Origin of the sequence: Sphingomonas sp. LHG3406-1 (assembly GCF_029637485.1) — a bacterium.
GTDB lineage: Bacteria > Pseudomonadota > Alphaproteobacteria > Sphingomonadales > Sphingomonadaceae > Sphingomicrobium.
In genome coordinates this window covers 1,967,532-1,989,321 of record NZ_CP069128.1, presented here as the reverse complement: position 1 = coordinate 1,989,321, position 21,790 = coordinate 1,967,532, and the positions used below count along the sequence as shown (strand labels likewise).

21 protein-coding genes and 1 tRNA gene are annotated in these 21,790 nt (G+C 67.7%); 13 read left to right on the top strand and 9 right to left on the bottom strand.

All coding sequences use genetic code 11. From position 1 onward, the window contains the following. The first annotated feature begins 2 nt into the window (after positions 1-2). Together pheS and pheT are read left to right on the top strand one after the other, a co-directional pair. Positions 3-1,070 (top strand): phenylalanine--tRNA ligase subunit alpha, encoded by a 1,068-nt coding sequence (gene pheS, locus JOY29_RS09695; RefSeq protein WP_300973326.1) that lies wholly within the window; start codon positions 3-5, stop codon positions 1,068-1,070. Next, complete coding sequence (gene pheT / locus JOY29_RS09690; protein ID WP_300973325.1) at positions 1,067-3,427, top strand: phenylalanine--tRNA ligase subunit beta; 2,361 nt, start codon at positions 1,067-1,069, stop codon at positions 3,425-3,427. Before pheS ends, pheT begins: the two co-directional genes overlap by 4 nt. Here the strand turns inward: pheT and JOY29_RS09685 are convergent. From JOY29_RS09685 to ftsE, 4 genes are read right to left on the bottom strand one after another with little or no spacing between them, the layout of a single operon-like run. Next, complete coding sequence (locus JOY29_RS09685; protein ID WP_300973324.1) at positions 3,424-4,107, bottom strand: 1-acyl-sn-glycerol-3-phosphate acyltransferase; 684 nt, start codon at positions 4,105-4,107, stop codon at positions 3,424-3,426. The two genes, pheT and JOY29_RS09685, sit on opposite strands and share 4 nt — an antisense overlap. A gap of 11 nt (positions 4,108-4,118) precedes the next feature. Next, positions 4,119-4,649, bottom strand: coding sequence for a YdcF family protein (locus JOY29_RS09680; RefSeq protein WP_300973323.1), 531 nt, complete (start codon positions 4,647-4,649; stop codon positions 4,119-4,121). Next, positions 4,646-5,515: a cell division protein gene (locus JOY29_RS09675; RefSeq protein WP_300973322.1), complete on the bottom strand. Its 870-nt coding sequence runs from the start codon at positions 5,513-5,515 to the stop codon at positions 4,646-4,648. Before JOY29_RS09675 ends, JOY29_RS09680 begins: the two co-directional genes overlap by 4 nt. Beyond that, the gene (gene ftsE / locus JOY29_RS09670; protein ID WP_300975517.1) at positions 5,512-6,228 is read right to left on the bottom strand and encodes a cell division ATP-binding protein FtsE; all 717 of its coding nucleotides are present in this window, start codon (positions 6,226-6,228) and stop codon (positions 5,512-5,514) included. Before ftsE ends, JOY29_RS09675 begins: the two co-directional genes overlap by 4 nt. A gap of 106 nt (positions 6,229-6,334) precedes the next feature. Here ftsE and JOY29_RS09665 point away from each other — a divergent pair, with 106 nt between their 5' ends. Continuing rightward, the gene (locus JOY29_RS09665; protein WP_300973321.1) at positions 6,335-7,366 is read left to right on the top strand and encodes a zinc-ribbon domain-containing protein; all 1,032 of its coding nucleotides are present in this window, start codon (positions 6,335-6,337) and stop codon (positions 7,364-7,366) included. 1 nt (position 7,367) lies between these two features. On the opposite strand, the gene JOY29_RS09660 is transcribed toward JOY29_RS09665, so the two are convergent. Further along, positions 7,368-7,580: a hypothetical protein gene (locus tag JOY29_RS09660; RefSeq protein WP_300973320.1), complete on the bottom strand. Its 213-nt coding sequence runs from the start codon at positions 7,578-7,580 to the stop codon at positions 7,368-7,370. A gap of 158 nt (positions 7,581-7,738) precedes the next feature. Between JOY29_RS09660 and JOY29_RS09655 the strand changes: the two genes are divergently transcribed. Then, positions 7,739-7,825, top strand: a tRNA-Leu gene (locus JOY29_RS09655). Positions 7,826-7,860: 35 nt separating this feature from the next. Here JOY29_RS09655 and JOY29_RS09650 read toward each other — a convergent pair. The 3 genes from JOY29_RS09650 to JOY29_RS09640 form a co-directional block, all read right to left on the bottom strand. Further along, positions 7,861-10,575: a collagen binding domain-containing protein gene (locus JOY29_RS09650; protein WP_300973319.1), complete on the bottom strand. Its 2,715-nt coding sequence runs from the start codon at positions 10,573-10,575 to the stop codon at positions 7,861-7,863. A 28-nt stretch (positions 10,576-10,603) separates the two neighbouring features. Next, a complete protein-coding gene (locus tag JOY29_RS09645) occupies positions 10,604-11,425 on the bottom strand; it encodes a molecular chaperone (protein ID WP_300973318.1) in 822 nt (273 codons plus the stop codon). Between the two features lie 170 nt (positions 11,426-11,595). Beyond that, the gene (locus tag JOY29_RS09640) at positions 11,596-12,117 is read right to left on the bottom strand and encodes a DUF4402 domain-containing protein (protein WP_300973317.1); all 522 of its coding nucleotides are present in this window, start codon (positions 12,115-12,117) and stop codon (positions 11,596-11,598) included. A gap of 434 nt (positions 12,118-12,551) precedes the next feature. Between JOY29_RS09640 and JOY29_RS09635 the strand changes: the two genes are divergently transcribed. After that, positions 12,552-12,734, top strand: a complete 183-nt coding sequence (locus JOY29_RS09635; protein WP_300973316.1) for a PspC domain-containing protein — start codon at positions 12,552-12,554, stop codon at positions 12,732-12,734. Positions 12,735-12,942: 208 nt separating this feature from the next. Continuing rightward, positions 12,943-13,650 (top strand): transglutaminase-like cysteine peptidase, encoded by a 708-nt coding sequence (locus JOY29_RS09630; protein WP_300973315.1) that lies wholly within the window; start codon positions 12,943-12,945, stop codon positions 13,648-13,650. 20 nt (positions 13,651-13,670) lie between these two features. Here the strand turns inward: JOY29_RS09630 and JOY29_RS09625 are convergent, their stop codons facing one another. Then, positions 13,671-14,606, bottom strand: a complete 936-nt coding sequence (locus tag JOY29_RS09625; RefSeq protein WP_300973314.1) for a ribose-phosphate pyrophosphokinase — start codon at positions 14,604-14,606, stop codon at positions 13,671-13,673. A gap of 76 nt (positions 14,607-14,682) precedes the next feature. Here JOY29_RS09625 and JOY29_RS09620 point away from each other — a divergent pair, with 76 nt between their 5' ends. From JOY29_RS09620 to ribB, 7 genes are all read left to right on the top strand, one after another. Then, positions 14,683-16,344, top strand: a complete 1,662-nt coding sequence (locus JOY29_RS09620) for an NAD+ synthase (RefSeq protein WP_300973313.1) — start codon at positions 14,683-14,685, stop codon at positions 16,342-16,344. Beyond that, positions 16,341-17,663 (top strand): glutamate--tRNA ligase, encoded by a 1,323-nt coding sequence (locus JOY29_RS09615; RefSeq protein WP_300973312.1) that lies wholly within the window; start codon positions 16,341-16,343, stop codon positions 17,661-17,663. The genes JOY29_RS09620 and JOY29_RS09615 overlap by 4 nt, the downstream gene beginning before the upstream one ends. A gap of 111 nt (positions 17,664-17,774) precedes the next feature. Then, complete coding sequence (locus JOY29_RS09610; RefSeq protein ID WP_300973311.1) at positions 17,775-18,461, top strand: energy transducer TonB; 687 nt, start codon at positions 17,775-17,777, stop codon at positions 18,459-18,461. 56 nt (positions 18,462-18,517) lie between these two features. After that, entirely contained in the window at positions 18,518-18,844 is a 327-nt protein-coding gene (locus JOY29_RS09605; RefSeq protein ID WP_300973310.1) for a hypothetical protein, read from the top strand. 10 nt (positions 18,845-18,854) lie between these two features. Next, a complete protein-coding gene (gene ribD, locus JOY29_RS09600) occupies positions 18,855-19,829 on the top strand; it encodes a bifunctional diaminohydroxyphosphoribosylaminopyrimidine deaminase/5-amino-6-(5-phosphoribosylamino)uracil reductase RibD (protein ID WP_300973309.1) in 975 nt (324 codons plus the stop codon). An 8-nt stretch (positions 19,830-19,837) separates the two neighbouring features. Further along, positions 19,838-20,443, top strand: coding sequence for a riboflavin synthase (locus JOY29_RS09595; RefSeq protein ID WP_300973308.1), 606 nt, complete (start codon positions 19,838-19,840; stop codon positions 20,441-20,443). A 61-nt stretch (positions 20,444-20,504) separates the two neighbouring features. Further along, positions 20,505-21,788, top strand: a complete 1,284-nt coding sequence (gene ribB / locus JOY29_RS09590) for a 3,4-dihydroxy-2-butanone-4-phosphate synthase (protein ID WP_300973307.1) — start codon at positions 20,505-20,507, stop codon at positions 21,786-21,788. Positions 21,789-21,790: the final 2 nt, after the last annotated feature.

The following is a 21,790-nucleotide window of genomic DNA, read 5'->3' as shown; positions in this document are numbered from 1 at the left end:
CCATGTCCGACCTCGCCTCCACCCTCGGCCGCATCGCCGTCGCTTCCGATCTCACCGCGCTCGACGCGGAACGGGTCGCGGCACTTGGCAAGAATGGCTGGGTCACCGCCTTGCTCAAGACTCTCGGTCAGATGAGCCCCGAGGAGCGGCAGGTTCGCGGTCCGGCGATCCAGGGCCAGCGTGCCGAGGTTGCCGCCGCCATCGAGGCGCGCAAGGCCGCGCTCGAGGCCGCCGAGCTGGAGCGCAAGCTCGCCACAGAGCGCCTCGACCTCAGCCTGCCGGCGCCAGAGCTACCGCAGGGCAGCATTCATCCGGTCAGCCAGGTGATGGACGAGCTGGCGGAGATCTTCGCCGACCTCGGTTTCGCGGTGGCCGAAGGGCCGGAAATCGAGAGCGACTGGTACAATTTCACCGCGCTCAACATGCCCGAGACCCATCCAGCGCGGGCCATGCACGACACCTTCTACGTCGAGCCGCGCGAGGGGGTCGAAGGTACGTTCGTCCTTCGCACCCACACCTCGCCGGTGCAGATCCGCTCCATGCAGCAGCTGGGCGCGCCGCTGCGGGTGATTGCGCCCGGCCGCGTCTACCGGTCCGACAGCGACGCCACCCACACGCCCATGTTCCACCAGGTCGAAGGCATCGTCATCGATCGTGACATCACCATGGGCCATCTCAAGTGGACGCTGGAGACCTTCCTCAAGGCTTTCTTCGAGCGTGACGACATCGCCATCCGCCTCCGCCCTTCCTACTTCCCCTTCACCGAGCCCTCGGCCGAGGTCGACGTCGGCTGGTCGATGGAAAATGGCCGGCGCGTGGTCGGCGGCAGCGAAGGGTGGATGGAGGTGCTGGGCAGCGGCATGGTGCACCCGCGGGTGATCGCCGCCGCCGGGCTCGACCCCGATGAATGGCAGGGCTTCGCCTTCGGCACCGGGATCGACCGCCTGGCGATGCTCAAATATGGAATGAACGACTTGCGGCAGTTCTTCGACGGCGACCTTCGCTGGCTCCGCCACTATGGCTTCAGCGCGCTCGCCGTGCCCACGCTGAGCGCGGGAGTGGGCGCATGAAGTTCACCCTCTCATGGCTGAAGGATCACCTCGACACCGACGCGTCGGTGCAGGAGATCGCCGACAAGCTGACCGCGCTCGGCCTGGAGGTCGAAAGCGTCGACAATCCTGCCGAGAAGCTGGCGCCGTTCGTCATCGCCGAGGTGCTGAGCGCAGAGCGTCACCCGCAGGCGGACAAATTGCAGGTGCTGCAGGTCGAATTCGGCCAGGGACCGATGCAGGTCGTCTGCGGCGCGCCCAATGCACGGGCCGGCATGAAGGGCGTGTTCGGACCGCCGGGCGCCTACGTGCCAGGTAGCGACTTCACGCTCAAGGTCGCCGCCATCCGGGGCGTCGAAAGCAACGGCATGATGTGCTCGGAGCGCGAACTGGAGCTCGGCGCCGGCCACGACGGGATCATCGAACTTCCGGCGGACGCTCCGGTAGGCCAGGGTTTCGCTTCCTATGCCGGGCTTGAGGATCCGGTATTCGACATCGCCGTCACGCCCAACCGGCCGGACTGCTTCGGCGTGCGCGGAATCGCACGGGACCTGGCGGCGGCGGGCCTCGGTACCCTGCGCGAACGACCCGTCAGGCCGTTCGAGAGCAATGGCGCCAATCCCGTCTCCATCCGGATCGAAGAGGGCAGCGGCTGCGAGGCCTTTGCCGGCCGCCTGATCCGCGGCGTCCGCAATGGTCCGTCGCCGGACTGGCTGCAGCAGCGGCTGCGCGCCGTCGGCCTGCGGCCGATCTCGGCCTTGGTCGACGTCACCAACTTCTTCTCGGTCGACCAGGCCCGGCCCCTCCACGTCTATGATGCCGGGCTGCTGCGGGGCGGGATCGTCGCGCGCAAGGGCCGTGCCGAGCGCTTCGATGCGCTCAACGACCGCGCCTATGAGGCTTCGTCCGAAGACTGCGTCATCGCCGATGACAGCGGCGCCATCGGGCTCGGCGGCGTGGTCGGCGGGGCCTCGACCGGCGTGTCGGAGACGACCACCGACGTGCTACTCGAATGCGCCTGGTTTGATCCCGTCTCGATTGCCCGCACCGGGCAGCGCCACCAGGTCCACACCGACGCGCGCGCCCGCTTCGAAAGAGGCGTCGATCCCCTGACGCTTGAAGAGATGATCGACGCCGCCACGGCGATGATCCTCGACCTGTGCGGCGGTTCCGCGAGCGAACGCAGCTTCACCACCTCCCCGCGCTGGGCCGAAGTCATCGCTCCCCGCACCATTCCGCTGCGGCCGGAGCGGGTGAAGAGCCTGGCGGGGCTTGATCTTCCCGCGAACGAGCAGGCGCGCATCCTGACGTCGCTCGGCTTCGTGCAGGGCTCAGCGGGCTGGATCGTGCCCGGCTGGCGTCCGGACATCGACGGCGAGGCCGACCTGGTCGAGGAAGTGGCGCGCGTCGCCGGCTTCGACCTCCTTCCCTCCACGCCGTTGCCGCGCGCGCCCGGCGTCGCCAGGCCTGTCGCCCTTCCCGCGCAGCGGCTGGAACGCCGCCTCCGTCGCGCCGCCGCGGCCCGCGGCCTCAACGAGGCGGTGACCTGGAGCTTTATCTCGGAGGATGATGCAGCGCTGTTCGGCGGCGGGGCCCATGTCCTCGCCAATCCGATCAGCGAGGAGATGAAGGTCATGCGTCCTTCGCTCCTCCCGGGCCTCGCCCGGGCCGCCGCCCGCAATCTCGCCCGTGGCGCCACCAGCGTCCGCCTGTTCGAGCTTGGGCGCCGCTACCTGGCCAACGCCGAGCGCCCCACTCTCTCGCTGCTGCTCGCCGGTGAAGCGCTGCCTCGCGGCTGGCAGACCGGCAAGGCGCGCCCGTTCGAGCCATTTGACGTCAAGGCGTCGGTGCTGGCGCTGCTCGGCGAGGCTGGCATTCCCACGCCGAACCTGCAGCTGACAGCCGGCGCAGGCGACGACTTCCACCCGGGCCGCTCCGCCGTGCTTCGCCTCGGCAAGGCCGAACTGGCGCGCTTCGGGGAGTTGCATCCAGCCATGGCCAAGGCCCTGGACCTGCCGACCGGCACGCAGGCCGCCGACCTCTACCTCGATGCCCTTCCGGCATCGCGGGACAAGGGCCGAGCACGCCCGGCTTTCTCCCCGCCAGCGCTGCAGCCGGTTACGCGCGACTTCGCATTCGTCGTCCCGGCAGGCCTTGCCGCCGGCGACCTCGTCCGCGCGGTCCGCGGGGCGGACAAGGCGCTCATCGCCGATGTCCGCCTGTTCGACCGCTACCAGCCGGAAGGGGGCGACCTCAGCCTCGCGCTCGAGGTGATGCTGCAGCCGGCCGACAAGACGCTCACCGAAGCCGACCTGACGGCGTTGTCCGACAAGGTCGTCGCGGCCGCCATCAAGCTCGGAGCGACCCTACGCGGCTAGGCTTCAAGTGCGTTGATGGCTTCGTGGACCCGGTCCTCGATGGCATCGCGCTTGAGCCCGGCAGGAATGGTTTCGCCGATCGTCAGCCGGATCACCCCTGGGCGCTTGACCAGCGCCTTGGGCCAGACCCTGCCGCTGTCATGCGCCACGGGCACGACTGGCAGGCCGAGCGCACGGTAAAGGCCGGCGAAACCGGGGCGTAGCGGCGGGCAGGTTCCGACCGGCACCCGTGTGCCCTCGGGGAAGATCACGACCGGACGCCCGTCGGCGATCGCCTGCCTGCCACGCTGCATCATCTCGCGGAGAGCACTGGCACCGGCTTCGCGATCGACCCCGATGACGCCATAGCGCCGCATCACCGGCCCGAGCAGCGGCGTCTTCACATATTGCTGCTTCATCACCACGACCGGCGTATCCACCAGCCGCAGCACCTCGATCGTCTCGACCATCGCCTGGTGCTTGACCGCGACCAGCACTGGTCCGGACGGCATCTCGCCCTCGATCTTGAATTGAATGCCGAGCAGGCGCGTGACCAGCAGGTGATGGAAATCGGCCCAGCCGTGAATGACTCTCCTCACCGGACCACTGCCGAACGGGGCCACGGCCAGTGTCGCCAGGCAGTAGAAGACGGTGCCTGGATAGAAGATGAGGAAATAGAGGATCGAACGCAGGGCCGACATCGAGCTTCCGTTTACAGATCGAGCCACAGCGCCGCGCGCCGCAGCAGATATTTGTTATACTCGGCGAACAATGTGAACAGGCTCGGCCGGGTCGCCACCGCATCCTCGACGATGCGCGCTTCGGGGAGGTCGGAGCGGAATTCGTAGGTTGCGCGACGCATGTGCCAATCGCTGGTCACCAGTCGCAGCGATGTGTAGCCGCGCGCCTCGATCCAGCGGCGGGCCTCCTCCGCATTGCTTCGCGTGTCGACGGACTCCGAACCGAGATCGACGCAGCAGCGCAGCGTTCGAAGCGACCCCGGGCCGAGCCGTCGCGCCAGATCCCGGCGGGTGACACTCGGGTCGACGCCGGAGATGAGCATCCGCCTTGCGTGGCCGGCCTGCAGCATGGCCATGCCCCGTTCGATACGTCCCTTTCCGCCGGTCAGGACGACGATGGCCTCGGTCTTTTCCGTGCCGGCCGGCTCCGCCAGGCTCACGCTGAATAGGGCGAAACCGAGCGCGTAGAGCAGCGTGAACAGTGCGGTCAGGCGAACGGTCATGGGCTATCCGTCAATGCCTGCCGCAAGGCCCGTCTGGCAACCAGGGTGGCAAGCCCGGCCTGAAGCAGGGGCAGGAGCGCGAGCAGGACCCAGGCGATCGGCGACAGCGACGGCGCTCCGCCCCAGCCGCCGAGCAGGCCCCTTGCGGGAATGAGCGCCGCCACCACTACCAATATTGCGGCGGTTGCTCCGGCGAGGCTACCGACCAGTGCGTCGAGCGCGATCCGCCGCTGCACCAGCGACAACAATTGATCGTCGGTCGCGCCGATGCCGTGAAGGACGTCCAGCGTCTGCCGATTGGCGTCGAGCGTGGCCCGCGCGGCCAGCGTCACAGCGGCGGCCAGTGCGGCGGCGAGCACGAACAGCAGGCCGATGACTAGCGTCGCGAGACTCTCGAGCGTGCCGAGAAGGGGCGCCAGTTCGCGCGAATAAGGCGTGAGGCGCGCCGATGAGACCCGTGCCTCGAGGCGCTGGGCGAGCGCTTCGCCATTCGCCCCCGGCCGCAGCGTCACTTCGCCAAGCGTGGGCAGCGGCAGGCCAAGCGTGTCGGCGCCAGGGCCCAGCCAACGCCGCAGCGTGGTGCGGACCTCGGCTTCGGGCACCGGCTGCACACTCGTCACCTCGGCGCTGCCGCGGAGCAAGGCCTCTGCCTGTGCCGCTTGCGCTGGCGTTCCCGTCACCTGCAGCGACCAGCGCCCTTCCGCCGACCGACCGAGATCGCCGATGGCGCCGAGCGCAACGGCACCCGCGACACCCACCACCAGGCTGACGAAGGTCATCAGGCCGATGATCCACGGCGCGGCACGGCGGCGCTGCTCGGGCAAGAGCCGGCGCATGGCGAGAGACGGGAGAAGCGCCTTGATCATGCCTCGGTTGCACCAAGGCGTGGCGGCGGATGACGGAGCTCGCCGGTAGGATCGGCAAGCTGCCCGTTTTCCAGCCGCATCATTCGTGAGCCCTTCACCGCGCCGATCAGCGACAGGTCGTGGGTGGCGACCACAACCGTGGTGCCGAGGCGGTTTAGCGCTTCGAACAGGTGGATCAGCCTCGTCGCCATGGTGGCGTCGACATTGCCGGTTGGCTCGTCGGCCACCAGCAACTCGGGCCGGGCGATCACTGCCCGGGCAATGGCGACCCGCTGCTGTTCGCCGCCGGAGAGGGTTGGCGGCCGCGCGCTGGCACGATCGGCGAGCCCGACCCAGGCCAGCATCTCCCTCACCGGCCCCTCGATCTCACGGTCGCTCTGGCCGGCGATACGGAGGGGCAAGGCGACATTGTCGAAGGCGGACAGGTGCCGCACCAGCCGGAAGTCCTGGAAGACCACCCCGATCCGGCGGCGGAAGGCGGGCAGCGCTTCCCGCGAAGCTTCGCTAAGATCCTCGCCGAACAGCCGCAATCGCCCGCGCGTTGGGCGCTGGGCGAGGTAGAGCAGCTTGAGCAAGGAGGTCTTGCCGGCGCCCGAGGGGCCGGTCAGGAAGTAGAAACCACCGGGCGCAAGCTTGAAGTCGAGGCCGGCAAGCACTTCGGCGCCGGTCCCGTAACGCAACCCAACCCCGTCGAACTCGACCAGCGCGGCCAGTCCCGCCCCCTATTCCTTGCTTCTTGATGCGGCTCTAGCTTGCCAATGGATTCACGAAAAGGTTACGCACCGACTTTGTTGACGGTTCAAAGGGAAAGCGGCCGACATGATCCTGACCTGCCCGTCATGCGGGACGCGATATGTGGTGAAGGACGGGGCCATCCCCCCGGACGGCCGCACCGTGCGCTGCGCCCAGTGCAAACATAGCTGGCATCAGGACCCGGAAGCCAGCGAGATGGTGGAAGACGGCGCGCCCGGCGGAGTGGCTGCCGAGCCTGTCCAGCACATTCCGGAGGAGCATCGCTCCGACCTGAACCCTGAGGCGGACTCCGGTCACCCGCTCGGTGAAGCAGGCGGCAGTGCATCGGCGGCCGAGCTCGGCGACCATGCGCATCCCGACCAGCCGACCTTGGCAGAAGACGATCCTGACGCGCAGACGCTGCCCGGGCCCGCGGCGACGACCGAGCCGGCGGCGAGCCAGCTGGCCGATCCGGAACCCGCCGAGGGCGCGATGCCGGCTGAGGCGGCGGCTGCGACCGAGCCCTATCCTGAAGAAGTGGTGCCCGCCGAGGAACCCGCGACCCAGGCGGCGCCTGAGCGCACTCCGCATCCGCTGCGAGCAGCGCGGGTCGAGGCCGATGACCTCTACAGCCCCTTCGCCGACCGCGGCGACGAAGGCGCGGCTCCGCGCAAGCGGTGGCCGCTGGTTCTCATCGCGCTACTGCTGGTGGCGGCGATCGCGGCGGCCATCTGGTTCCTGGCGCCGTCCGAGTTCAAGAGCCGCCTTGGCCTCGCCCAGGCCACGGACGAGGCCCGGCTGACGGTTCAGGTGCAGCAGCACGGGCGTCAGCAGCTGGCCAGCGGCAACCAGCTCTTTGAAGTCAGCGGGGTCGTCATCAACGAGACGGAAGAAACACTCGCCGTCCCGCCGTTGAATGCGCAGCTTCGCAGCATCGAGCAGCAGGTTGTCTACCGCTGGACCATTCCGATCTCCCCGCCGCAGCTGGCGCCGGGCGCGCGCACCAGCTTTCATAGCGCAAACCTCGACATTCCGCCGGCGGCGGCTTGTCTGGAGGTCTTCTTCGGGACGCAGCAGCGCCCGCCAATGTGCAGGGAGAGCGCCGCGACCGGCGCCTAAGTCACTCGAATTCCAAGAGAAGCTGATTCCTGCCCTCGGCATCAAGACGCATCCGGCGTTGATGGGGTGAGCTGCTACGCCCCTGCCTGACCTCGGCCGCCTGAACGATCCTTATTGTCACCAGCGCTCTCGCCGACACCGCTCGCGATCGAACCGCCTGCGGCGGGCTGGCGATCGGCTGGGCCGCAGCGAGCATGAGAGCGAGCGCGAGCATGATGAAGAGGCTACGTTTGACGCCCCGAAAGGTAAACGGTTCCTTTACCTTTGCCCCGTTTCGGAACGTCTCTGAGCGCAGTTGCGCTGTCCGAAAGGCGCTGCTAGAGGCACGCGCCTTGCCAACGGCGCTCACTTCCTCAGAGCGCCAGATGACGTGCGGTCGTGGCGGAATTGGTAGACGCGCAGCGTTGAGGTCGCTGTGGCCGAAAGGCCGTGGAAGTTCGAGTCTTCTCGACCGCACCACTTCTGGAAAGAAGTGCCTGAACTGAAGGGTTGGTTTAGTTGGCCAACCTCAAGTCGCCTAAGACGACATCTTGGTTAACGGCAAGCTTGGGGCTTGCTTTCACCACCAGAGAACCGAGACGAAGCACCGCTTGCTCGGGCTTGAGCTCGAAGGCCCCGGGCGTCAGCTGTGGATCGGACTTGGCTAGCACCGCACTCGGACCACTGAGACGGAGGCTGTAGCGGCCCGGCGGCACCCGTTCGAACAGGAAGAAGCCATCATAATCGCTACCGGCGGTCGCGACGACCTTGCCCGCGGCATCGACCAGTTCGAGGTCGAGCCCTTCGAAGCTTCCGCCGCCATCCTTCAGCAGGACGCCCTCGATCGCGCCGCCGCCGGTCAGCGGGATCAGCAGCTCGGCCGAGACACCGGGCCGCGGGACGACCACCTGCGCAGGCTTCAGTGGAACCAGGTTGGGATCGCTCAGCGAACTGGCATCGACGCCGATCGCTATCGGCCGATAATTGTCCAGCCCTGCTACCGATGCCCAGCCGTCGCGCCCTGAAGGCCGGTCCGCCGGGCGCAGCCCGGCAGTAAGAACGGCGCCTTCCTCAACCTTCTCGCCGCTGTCGCGCAGGCCGTTGCCGTTGGCGTCGCGGAACAGCTGCGCGCGCACGCTGCCAGTGCCGGCAAGCGACTGTCGGCTGAAGCGCCAGCCACCTGGACCGCGATCGAGCGAGAAGTTGAGGTTCAGGCCCGCGGCGACGGAGCCATCGCTGGCGGCCTCGATGCTGCCCGCGACGGCGAACTGGTCGAAACGGCGGATATGGCTGAGCCGCGCGCGCGCCCGGCCCTTGTCCTGGCGCTCGTAGGCGAGGGCGGCTTCCCAATCGGCATTCCCGCCCCTGCTCCAATAGCCCGAAAGCTCGGCGCGGCGGAGGCGGGATCCGGGGTGGATCTCCCATTCGGTCGTGCCGCGGACCCGCACCGGACCGATCCGGCCGCTCCCGATCAGGCCAACCTCCGCTTCGCGACGACCCTTGAGGCCGCCGCCCGGCTGTTCGTCGCGCCATCGCACCATGCTCGCCAGGTTGAAGCGGCTGAGCATGATGCTGGTCCGGCCATTGGCCTCCAGCGACCGTCCACCACCGCGACGCTCGGCGATCCTGATGTCGCCGTGAAGGGGCAAGATCATGTCACTGCCGAGCTTCACCGGCGCGTCGACGCTGAAGCGATGCTCCGCGCTTGCGCCGACGCCCTCAGGCTGAGCGGCGAAATCGCGACTCCAAAAGCTGCTCCAGCTCAGATTGACGGCGCCGATCCGTGCCAATGCCTGTCCCCGCAGCGCCAACCCGCCCTTGCTGTCGCGCGCGACAGCCAGCTCGGCGATCGCGGGACCAATCGAGCGGCGAACGGTCCCCTCAACGTAGGTCACACGCTCGTCGTCAACGCTCAGGGTCTGGACCAGCGCCGCCAGTGAGGTACGCCGGTCCAGACCATGCTCCACGCTTGCCGTCGCGCGCCAGCCGCTATCGCGGCTGGGACCGTCGCGTTTCCGGAAGTCGAGCAGGTCGCTTCCGGGATCGACAACACCGAGCCAGTAATGCGTGTCGCCCGGCGGTACGGCCTCGGGGCCCACCGTGAGGTTTTCGATGCGACTTCGGACCTGACCCTGCGGCCCGTAGCTCAATATCTCGAAGCGATTGTCGCCGAAGCCGAGCGCGACATCGTCGAAGCGGTAACGTCCATCACTCCCGGCGGCGGCGAAGGCGACCAGCTCGCCGTTTCGGTAAAGCTCGGCGTCCCAGCCGACCGGCAATTCGCCGCTGAACTGCGTGCGATCGAAGGCGACGGGCCTGAACAGAGGCCGATTCGTGACGACGGCGCCGCGCCCGCTGCCCGACGACAGGGCAAGCGGTGAGCCGACGATCTCCACGTCTCCGACGGCGACGTGGGTTGCCTTGAGCGGCCCGAGCAGCCCCCCGTCCGGATCCGACCGGAAGGCGCGCAGCCGAATGTTGGTGGGGAGGCCCCGCTGGTCCGTCGCGATCCTTGCCTCGTAGCTCATCTGCAGCGCTTCACCGGCGGCGAGGATGCTGGCGCGATGGTCGATCCTTGTGCCGCTCTGCGCGGACCAGGCGACGCCCCCGTCGAGCATGACGTCGACGCTTGGCGTCCGCCACATGCGATAGGGAAGGCGGACGCGCGGCAGGCTGTCGATCGGGATGGTCGCACGGGTCAGGCGCGAAGCGCGTTCGCGGCGTTCCATCGCCATTTCGATCGGCAGTTTGTCCTTGCTCTCGAGCAGGAGCAGAGATGCGTCGGTTCGCGGCTGGACCGGCAGGCCAAGCCAGCGCGACAGTGCGCCGCTTTCGACGCACCAGCCTTCCGGTGCATCGCGGACCGCCCCGGCCGGAAGCGGCTCGCTTCCGGTGCCATAGGAGACCCGCGCGGCAACGCGGTCGATGACAAGCCTGTTGCTCTCGCGAAATGCCCAGCCTTCGGCCCGGCGGGCAGCAAGATCGATCCTGATCGGCAGGTCGAGCGCGGTGATGAGATCACCGAGGATGACGCAGGTGCCTTCCGGCACCGGATAGGCGCGGACGCCGTCGCCGAAGGCCCGCTGGCGGATCTGCAGGTCGAGGAGAAATTGGGCTTCGGGATCCGCGCTCCAGCGTTCTGCCGACGGCGGCGCGGACGCAGGCGCGGCCATGCCGACGCTCGCCGCGACGAGCATCGGCAATGGCAGCCTGAACCAGCCTCCCGACATGGCGAGCGCCGTCCTGCTCTCCTTCGCCCTAGCGAAGGACCGCGCTGGTCTCGGCCAGCTTGGTGGTGACTCCGTCGACAGTCTCCAGATACTGGACCGTGACCGGTCCCGTCGCCTGTGCGACGACCGCGTCGTCGATCGGGACTGTGACCTTGCGGCGATCGATCTCGGTGTAGACGGCGATGCCGCGCTGGATGGCGAGCGGATCCTTCAGCCCGGCCTTGAGCACCCGAATTTCGCCGAAGGTGGAGCGAGAGCCGGAGCGGCTCAGCTCCAGGCCGACCGCTGGTTTGCCGCCTGCGACGACCTTGCCGACGTTGGCGATGCCCGCCTGTGCCGACAGGTTGCCGAGGCGAACGATGACCGGGATGGTGACTCCATAGACCGGCGTAAGCGCGAAGCCGATGCCCTTGAAATCGGCCGGAGTCTGGAGCGGGGGCTGCGCCGGCGGAACCGCTCGGAACAGCATGTGGACGCGATATTCTCCGTCCGGGAGACCTGCTGGCGCACGGGCGGCGATGCGGATGGTCTGCGGCTGCTTGGGTGGAAGCACCACGCGGCGCGGAGCATAGACGATCATGTCGCGCGCCGCTTCTTCCGACGCGGTCGGCGTGGTCACGTCCTCGAAGGTGCCGTCCTGCTTCATGCGCTTCAGTTCGACCGAGATGCGATATGTCGCGGTCTCGTCGCCAATGTTGTTGAGGATGATCTCAGTGCCGCGGCCTCCGTCGAGAATGATCCGGGTCGGTGCGACCAGCAGGTCGCCAACCCCGGCCGTGGCGCTTGGCGAGAGCGCCAGCAGCGGGGCGATCAGCGCGGTACGGAGGGCAGAACGGGCGGTGATATTCATCGTGACAAGGCTCCCCGGCTCGGCAGCAATTGCCGCCATTCCGGATCGTTCTGTCAGCAGTTGGTTACCGAAGCGCTAACCACGCTCCATCGTCTGCGCTCCCTTGACGACAAAGGGCGGCCCTCCTCCCCGGAGAACCGCCCCTCTTGCAGCCCGCAGGCGCGGGTCGCTTATTGGTAGGCGACCTGGATGTCGATCTGGCCCGAGTAGACGCCGTCCGGCGTGCTGCTGTTGATGGTGACCGAACCGCCGACGTCGAAGTCGTTGCCGGGGGCACCCGAGTTACCGAGCGTCAGCGACGCCGGAAAGCTCGGCACGAAAGCGAGCGTGCCGCCATTCGAACCCGACAGCGGAAAGCTCGGCGCGGCCGAGGAGATCACGACCACCTGGCCCTGGGTGCCGGTGACTCGATAGCCGGCTGACTGCGGCGTGCCGGCGCAGGTCAGGCCACCGCCCGATGCTCCGCAGCTGACGCTGCCGGCGCCATCGATGCTGACCGTCTGGTCGCCAGCGATGGTGCCCATCACGATGGTGCCGAAGTTGAGGTCGCGGAGGGCGGTGAGTGTCAGCGGCTTGATCAGCCGGGCATTGGCGGTCGCACGCGGAGTGGCGCTGGCAACCGACTGGGCGGCGGCCGGAACCGCGGTCGAAACGGCGGCCAGAGTGGCCGCGGCAAGGAGCGTCTTCTTCATGTCTTTTCTGTCCCCACAGCAGGCGACCGACGGCAGGACGCCGGCAATCGCGGTAAGCCGCTGATTAACCCTGACCGGTTGCGGCTTTGCTGGCGAGCATGGTTAATAGCGCGTTCGGAATTGGCGCCGATCCTCCCACTGCATGGGGAAAAGTCCCAACCTCGGGCACCGCCCTCACCGCCTGCCACGCTTGGGCTCCGGGATAAGCCACGGTGGACATTGGGTTTTCGGAATTTGGCACGGGCTCTGCACTGTCTTCGGCATACGGCCCACCGGCCGCAGACAAGGGAGCAATAACATGACCAGCACCACCGATTTCCGCAGTTTCGCCGTCTCGCTGTCGGGCGCCTTCGTCGCCGCGCTGCTGTTCGTGAGCGCCGCCGTCGGCCCGCTGCCGATCGCCTGAATCAACTCAAGATCAGAAGGACAAGACGATGAACCGGTTCATTCTCAACAAGCAGGACGCCAAGCTGATGGGCGTTGCCGCGGGCCTTGCCGACATGACTGGCACTGACGCCTTGGTCTTTCGCCTGGCGATCATTCTTGCGGTGCTTGTGACCGGACCAGTCGCGATCGTGCTCTACATTGCAGCAGGCCTGCTCGCGGCTAGCCGTTGACTCACCGGGATTCCGATTCTGCCGGAGGATGTCCTTGACCGCGTGCGTACTTTGACGTGCTATGCTAGCCTGAACACAACTCATCGCAGTTTTGCACCGCTTCAGCGATTGTAACGCACGCGTTATTAACCATCTTCTTTTCACATGCGTCTGTTCGTGACCCATTCCTGGCCGACCGGCCTGGGCGCGGTCCGGGTCAGGAGGATGGATGCGGAAAGGACGGAGGCAGGGGCCATGGCCCGCGGTCCTGTTCGGACTGGCGCTGATTGGCGCAGTTCCGGCCGCGCCGGCCGCGACTCTCCCCCTGGATGGTGAAGGCGGCGACGTCGTCGTCACCGCCCAGGTCCGGCCCAATCTCTTCGGCACCGTCGCCATTCCGGGTCCGCAGGGCCGCTGGGCCGACAAGTGGCACAAGGTCCTGGCCGACACACGCTCGAAGAGCGCGCTGCAGGGACTGATCGAGCCCGCGCGAGGCCTTGGCAGCATCGGCCAGCTTAAATTCCTCCAGGCCGAGATCGACCGACGGGTCGGCTGGCGTTCGGACACCACCCAATATGGTGCCCGTACCTACTGGGCGACAGCTGCCGAGACCTTGAATACCGGCCTTGGCGACGACGACGACCGGGCTATCCTCAAATATCAGGCGCTTCGCGAGCTCGGCTACCCCCGCAACGACTATTATCTGATGATGGGGCGCGATCGCATCCGCGGCGATTATGTGATGCTCGCTGCCCGCGCCGACGGTCGCTGGTGGCTCCTTGAGGAACAGGGGAGCGCCCCCGTTCTCGCCGAGCAGCGCACCGGCTTTGAACCGGCTGCAAGCTTCGGCGGAGGGCGTGCCTGGGTCCACGGCCGCCAGCGTCAGCTCGCCCAGGCCAAGACCATTCCTGCTGGAGCCGCCGCCACGCAACGCTAAGCGCCGCGCGACCAGCAACATCAATCGAAAAGGCTCGATACGCTCGATTCGTCGGCGATCCGGCGGATAGCTTCAGCGAGCAGCGGCGCAATCGTCAGGCGTCGGATCTTGGTGCCCGGAAGGTCAGCTTCGCCGGCATAGATGCTGTCGGTGACGACCAGTTCTGTCAGCTCGCTGGCCGCCACTCGGGCGGCCGCTCCACCCGACAGCACGCCGTGCGTGACATAGGCGACCACGCCCGACGCGCCCTGCGCCTTGAGTGCCGCGGCCGCGTTGCAGAGGGTGCCGGCCGAATCTACTATGTCGTCGATGAGGATGCAGAAGCGCCCCTCCACGTCGCCGATGATGTTCATCACTTCCGATTCGCCCGCCTTTTCACGCCGCTTGTCGACGATGGCGAGCGGTGCATTCTCCAGCCGCTTGGCGAGACTGCGGGCACGCACCACCCCGCCGACGTCGGGCGAGACGACCGTGATTGCCTGATCGCCGAAGCGGGCCTGGATGTCGGCGCTCATCACCGGCGCACCGAAGAGGTTGTCGGTCGGAATGTCGAAGAAGCCCTGGATCTGCCCGGCATGGAGGTCGACCGACAGCACCCGGTTCGCGCCGGCCGTGGTGATGAGATTCGCCACCAGCTTCGCGGAGATGGGCGTGCGCGGACCCGGTTTGCGGTCCTGACGGGCATAGCCGAAGTAGGGAAGAACGGCGGTGATCCGCTTGGCCGAGGCGCGGCGAAGCGCATCGACGCAGATGAGGAACTCCATGAGATTGTCGTTGGCGGGGTAACTGGTCGACTGGATCAGAAAGACGTCCTCGCCGCGAACATTCTCGTGGATCTCGACGAAGATTTCCTCGTCGGCGAAGCGGCGCACGCTGGCCTTGGTCAACGGGATCTCGAGATAGTCGCTGATCGCCTTGGCAAGCGGCGGATTGGAATTGCCGGCCAGCAGTTTCATCTAGTCGCCTGTCCTTGGAAGTTGCCTGTTGCAGCCCTCGTAGCGGGAAAGGCCGGCACCCGCTACAGGACCGGCCATGACCGATCGGCTGACCATTGCGCTCGCCCAGATGAACCAGCGAGTGGGGGACCTCGCGGGCAATGCCGAAGCCATCCTGGCGATGCGGCGCGCCGCCGCGGGCGCCGACCTGCTGCTCGTACCGGAGCTGCAGCTTGTCGGCTATCCGCCCGAGGACCTCGTCCTCAAGCCCGCCTTTTTGAACGAGACGCGGGCCGCGGCAACGCGCCTGGTCGAGGCGACCACGGAGCCAGGACCGGCCATCGCCTTCGGTTCCATCCTGGCGCGCGAGGGCAAGGCCTACAATGCCCTGATCGTCGCTGATGGGGGGCGTGAGTTGTTCGTCACCCTGAAGCGCGAGCTCCCGAACTACGGCACCTTTGACGAGAAGCGCGTCTTCGCCTCGGGTCCGCTGCCGGATGCCTTCGACTTCAAAGGCGTCCGGCTCGGCTTTCCCATTTGCGAAGACCTCTGGCTCGAAGACGTGCCGCGGCATCTCGCCGAGCAGGGGGCCGAAATCCTGCTCAGTCCCAACGGCAGCCCCTACGAGATCGACAAGGACGATCTTCGGCAGCGCCTGTTCGGCGGCCGCGCGGCGTCGCTCGGACTTCCGCTGGTCTATCTGAACCGCGTCGGGGGGCAGGACGAGCTTGCCTTCGACGGCAGCTCGATGATCTTCGACGCCGCTGGTGACAAGATCGTGCAGATGCGCGACTGGGAAGAGCAGTTGCTCCTCACCCAATGGAGCCGCGGCGCCGACGGGCGCATGGCCTGCCTCACCTGCGAGACGCACCAATTGTCGCCCTATCCGGAGGACGTCTACCAGGCGATGGTCGTCGCCTTGCGCGACTATGTGGGGCGTAACGGCTTTCCGGGCGTGATCCTCGGCCTGTCGGGTGGGATCGATTCGGCCCTGTCGGCCGCCGTTGCCGTCGATGCGCTCGGGCCCGACAAGGTATGGGGCGTGATGATGCCGAGCGTCTACACCGGCAGCAGCAGCGTCGAGGACGCCGCCGAGAGCGCCCGGTTGCTCGGCATCCGCCATGACGTCATCCCGATCGTCCCTGCGACCGAGGCACTCGGCGGCATGCTGAAGGACGCCTTCGCTGGCCGCCAGACCGACCTTGCCGAGGAGAATATCCAGGCCCGCCTGCGCATGGTCACGCTCATGGCCCTGTCCAACAAGTTTGGGCCGATGCTGCTCACCACCGGCAACAAGAGCGAGATGAGCGTCGGCTACGCCACCCTCTATGGCGACATGGCGGGGGGCTATTCAGTGTTGAAGGACGCCTACAAGACCACCGTCTTCGCCCTCTCCCGCTGGCGCAACGCCAGTCGGCCCGACGGCTTCCTGGGGCCGGCCGGTCCGGTCATGCCCGAACGGGTGATCATCAAGCCGCCGAGCGCCGAGCTGCGCGCCGACCAGAAAGACGAGGACAGCCTGCCACCCTACGACCGCCTGGACCCTATCCTGCACGGCCTGATCGACCGGGAGTTGAGCGTGTCCGAGGTCTGCGCCGAAACCGGCGAGCCGCGCGCCCTTGTCGCCGAGATGGAGAAGCTCGTGCTGCGCGCCGAATACAAGCGCCGTCAGGCTCCGCCCGGCGTGAAGCTCGGCGGTCGCAACTTTGGACGCGACCGCCGCTACCCGATCACCAACGCCTATCGGACCGGCTCATGACGGTCGTCACCCGCTTTGCCCCTTCGCCGACCGGCCGGCTGCACGTCGGCAACATCCGGACGGCACTGCACAATTTCCTGTTCGCCCGAAAGCATGGCGGGAAGTTTTTGTTGCGGATCGACGATACGGACGTCGAGCGCTCCACCACCGAAGCCGAGGTCGCGATCCGGGCCGACCTCGACTGGCTCGGCCTCACCCCCGACGGCAGCGTTCGCCAGTCCGATCGCTTCGCGCTCTACGAGCGGGAATTCGAGCGACTTCGCGCCGCCCGGCGGGTCTATGCCTGCTACGAGACCCCGGAGGAGCTGGACCTCCGCCGCAAGATCCTGCTCGGGCGTGGGCTGCCACCGGTCTACGAGCGGCCCGAGGGCGAGAATGCACCGGTCGAGGGCCGGACTCCCCACTGGCGCTTCCGCCTCGACCATGAGACGCCGATCGCCTGGACCGACCTTATCCGCGGCGAGCAGAAGTTCGATCCTCGGCTCCTCTCCGACCCAGTCATCCGCCGTGCCGACGGAAGCTGGCTCTACCTGCTGCCGAGCGTCATCGACGACATCGACCTCGGCGTCACTCACATCGTCCGCGGCGAGGACCATGTGTCCAACAGCGCGGTCCAGTTGCAGATGTTCGCTGCGCTTGGAGCGGAGCCGCCGCACCTTGCTCATGAAGCGTTGCTGGTGGCCGCCGAGGGCAAGCTGTCGAAGAGGCTTGGAGCGACCGGCGTGCCGGCGCTGCAGGACGCCGGGTTTGAGCCCATGGCGCTGCTCAGCCTGCTGGCACGGCTTGGCACGAGTCAGCCGGTCGAGCCCGTTCACGCGATCGGGCTTCTCGCCGACAGCTTCGACTTCGCGCATTTCGGCCGCGCGCCCGCTCACTTCGACATGGGCGAGGTGGAGCTCCTCAACGCCCGTCTGCTCCATGCCATGCCCTTCGACTCGGTGGCCGAACGGCTTCCCGACTGGGTCGACGCAGAAGCATGGGGAACCCTGCGAACGGCCCTTCGACGCCTCGATGAGGTCGGCGACTGGGAAGAAGTCGTGCGGGGCGACATGACGGGCGCGACGCTCTCTGCAGAGGATCGCGCCTTCCTCGCCGAGGCGGTTCCGCTGGCGGCGCCGATCGACTGGTCGGACGACCCCTGGCACGCGCTCACCGACCGGCTGAAGGCGGCGACCGGCCGCAAGGGCAAGGCGCTCTTCCTCCCGCTTCGACTTGCGCTGACCGGGCGGCCGAGCGGACCCGAAATGGGGCCATTGGTGCGGCTCATCGGCAAGGAACGGTGCATCGCCCGCTTCGCGGCCGCCGGAACCGAAAGCTGAGAAGAAAAGGGGGGCTTGCGGCTTTCACAGCAACAAGCATGTGAGTAGTTGCTTTCGATATGTGATGATGTAACATCCTCTTTATCGACTCGGGATGGAGAGGAGAATGCCATGCTCGCTTACGCCGCCCATCGGAGGAGCCGGCGCCGGCTCAGCCCTTCCGCCCTCGCCCTGATCATCGGCGGCCATGCGGTGGCGATCGCCCTGCTGGCCGCGGCCAGGATGGACGTCGTCACGATCCTGCCGAAGCCGCCCATCGACATTTTCGACGTGCCGCTGCCACCGCCACCCCCGACGCCCCCGCCGCCAAAGCCCGAAGTCCAGCCGCAGACCAAACTTCCGCCGCCGCCCGACAGCTTCGTCGATCGAACGCCACCGGTGATCCCCATTCCCCAGCCCGGGCCGACCTTCGACCTCGGTCCGAACGTCAACGACACCGCGCCTGACATCGGCCCGGCGCTGGATACGCCGATCAGGGCGGACCGCAGCGATCCGCTGCCGACCCCCGAACCGGTGCGCATCGCGGCTCGGGCGACGACGCCGGCCGATCTCGTGCGTCCGCCCTATCCGGAATCCAAGCGCCGGACGGAAGAGGAAGCGGTGCTTCGTCTTCGCCTCGGGATCGATGCGCGGGGGCGAGTGACCAGCGTCGATCCGGTCGGCACGGTGGACCCCGCCTTCCTTGCCGCCGCCCGCAGCCATCTCCTTCGCTACTGGCGCTATCGCCCGGCAACCGAGGATGGCCGGCCGGTCGCGACCAGCATGACGGTCACTCTCCGGTTCGAACTGGAAGAATGACCAGGGCGGGCGGCGCGGCATTTGCTCCGCGCCACCCGAGCCCCTACATCCCGCCAATGCCCGTGCTACCCCCGATACACAGTCCCAAGGTGGTCTGGCGCGACCTGCGTGCCATTCTCTCGCGGCGGAGCCGTGAGCAGACCATTGCCGCCTTCCTCAGCATCGGTTTCACCATCGTCATCCTCGTCATCTTCTTCCTGGATTCCAGGGTGAACACCGCACCCCCGGCGACCATCACCTTCGTGGAAAGCTGGTCAGCCAATCGCACCGATGCCGAGATCAAGGCGGACCAGGTGAGGGACCAGCGGGCAGGGGAAGAACGTGCCCGCGCTCGCCAGGAGCAGTTCAAGGAGATTGCTGATAGCTTCGGTATCGAGGAATGAGTTCGATTTGATGGCGCAGGCGGCGCGGCTCGGCGCCGGCGCCCGCGGCACCACGGCTCCCAACCCGAATGTCGGATGCGTCATCGTGGCGCCGGGCGGCGAGATCGTCGGGCAAGGAGCGACCGCGCCCGGCGGCCGTCCCCACGCCGAAGCGGTGGCACTGGAAGAGGCCGGGACACGCGCCCGCGGAGCCACCCTCGTCACCACGCTCGAGCCGTGCAACCATCGCAGCCACCGCGGCCCGACCTGCACCGATCTGGTCATCGCCGCCGGCATCGCGCGGGTGGTGGCTGGCATGGAGGACCCGGATCCGAGGACCGCGGGCACAGGATTGCAGCGCATCAGAGCCGCCGGGATCGACGTCGAGCTCGGCACCGGCGAAGCGGCGGCGCGCGAGAGCATGGCCGGCTGGCTCACCCGCCAGGCGCTCGGCCGCCCCCGCATCACGCTCAAGCTCGCCCTGTCGATCGACGGCAAGATCGCGCTGCCGTCAGGCGAATCCAAGTGGATCACCGGCGAGGACGCCCGCGCCCATGTCCATCTCGAGCGGGCGCGCAGCGACATGATCCTCGTCGGGCGCGGCACCCTGCTCGCGGACCGGCCGCGGCTCGACGTCCGCCTTCCCGGCCTGGAGGAGCGCTCTCCGCGTCGCGCCCTGCTCAGCCGTGGCGAGGCGGTGGAAGGCTGGGAGATGATCAGAGCGCCACAGGACGTGTTTCGGCTTCATGACGTCAACGACCTGCTGGTCGAAGGCGGATCGGTGACCGCCACCGCCTTCCTCGCCGCGGATCTGGTCGACCGCATCCTTCTCTACCGCGCACCGATCATCATCGGCGAAGGCCGACAGAGCGTCGGCTATATCGGGCTCGACGCGATCGGCGACGCGCATGGGCGCTGGGAAGCTCGCGACGGCCGCCAGCTTGGCATCGACCGCCTCGAAGTCTACGAGCGCATCCGCTCCTCCCCGGAGCCCTCGGCGGAGTAGACTGGCCCATGTTCACCGGCATCATCACCGACATCGGCTCCGTCCGTTCCGCCGACCAGCGCGGCGATCTCCGCCTGGTCATCGGCTGCGGCTTCGACATGGCCGGGGTAGACCTAGGCGCGTCCATCGCCTGTTCCGGCGCCTGCCTGACGGTGGTCGACAAGGGGCAGGACTGGTTCGCGGTCGATCTCAGCGCGGAGACGGTGTCGAAGACGGCGCCCGGCCTGTGGGAAGAAGGCGCCCGGCTGAACCTCGAGCGCGCCCTGCGGCTCGGGGACGAACTCGGCGGGCATCTCGTCACCGGCCATGTCGACGGGCTTGCCGAGGTGATCGGCCTCTGTCCCGAGGGCGACAGCCTGCGCGTCGGGCTTGCCGTACCAGCCGCGCTCGGCCCCATGCTGGCGCCGAAAGGATCGGTCACGCTGGACGGCGTGTCGCTGACCGTCAACGAAGTCCGCGATGAAGGCGAGCGCACCCACTTCGACGTGAACATCATCCCCCATACGGCGCAGCAGACGACCTTCGCGGACCTGAAGGTCGGGCGATCGCTGAACGTCGAGATCGACGTGCTCGCCCGCTATCTGCAGCGGATGGTGGCGGCGCGGGCCTCCTGATCACATTGCAGAGGGGCTCCCAAGGCTGGCACATCACATTGTGATGTGATACCGCGCACGCATGTCCACAAACCTCATCGAGCGGCTGAGCGCCATCATCGAGACCGGCGAGGTCAGTCGCGCCGGGCTCGCCCGGGCCGCCGGCCTTCACCCGAACAGCCTTCGCAAGCTGGGCGCCCCCGACTGGAATCCGACCGCCGATACGCTCGTGCGGCTGGAAAAGCTGCTCCAGCGCGGCACGACCGAGGTGCTGGTCGGGCCCGAGGCGATCATCGACGAGGCGCGCAACGGGCGCATGTTCATCCTCGTCGACGATGACGATCGCGAGAATGAAGGCGATCTGGTGATCCCGGCGCAGATGGCAACTCCGGACGCGATCAACTTCATGGCGCGTCACGGCCGCGGGCTCATCTGCCTTGCGATGACCAAGGAGCGGGTCGACTCGCTCGGCCTTCCGCTCATGTCCCGCACCAACGGCACCCGCCACGAGACGGCCTTCACCGTGTCGATCGAGGCGCGCACGGGCGTGTCGACCGGCATCAGCGCCGCCGACCGCGCGCGGACCATCGCCGTCGCCATCGACGCTGCCAACGGTCCCGACGACCTGGTGTCGCCCGGCCATGTGTTCCCGCTGGTGGCGCGTCCGGGTGGCGTGCTGGTCCGCGCGGGGCATACCGAGGCCGCGGTGGACGTCAGCCGGCTGGCCGGCCTCAACCCGTCCGGCGTCATCTGCGAGATCATGCGCGAGGACGGGACCATGGCCCGGCTCGACGACCTGATCGATTTCGCGCGCGCGCACGGCCTGAAGATCGGCACCATCCGCGACCTCATCGCCTATCGCCTTCGCCGCGACCATCTGGTCGAGCGGGTCGCCGCCACGCCCTTCACCTCGCCCGGCCGGCGCGAATGGCAGGCGCAGGTCTATCGCGACAAGGCGACCGGCGCCGAGCAGCTCGCCCTCGTGCTCGGGCCGCTCAACCCCGAGGAGCCCGTCATGGTCCGCATGCACAGCCTCGACCTGTTCGCCGACGTGCTTGGCGAACCGTCGGAACGGCACGGGCTGCTCGCCGGCGCCATGCGCATGATCGAGGAGCAGGGATCGGGAGTGGTCGTTGCGCTCCATGCCGCCAGCCCGGGTTCGCTCAGCCGCGCCGCCGACCGGCGTGTCGGCAAGGAAGTGGAGGAAGGCGAGGCGCTCCGCAGCTACGGCATCGGCGCGCAGATCCTCGCGGCGCTGGGCATCCACGACATGATCCTGCTGTCGAACACGCGCCATTCGCCGGTGGGCCTGAGCGGCTACGGCCTCGCGATCGTCGAGGAACGCTGCATCGGGCAGGAGGGCTGAGC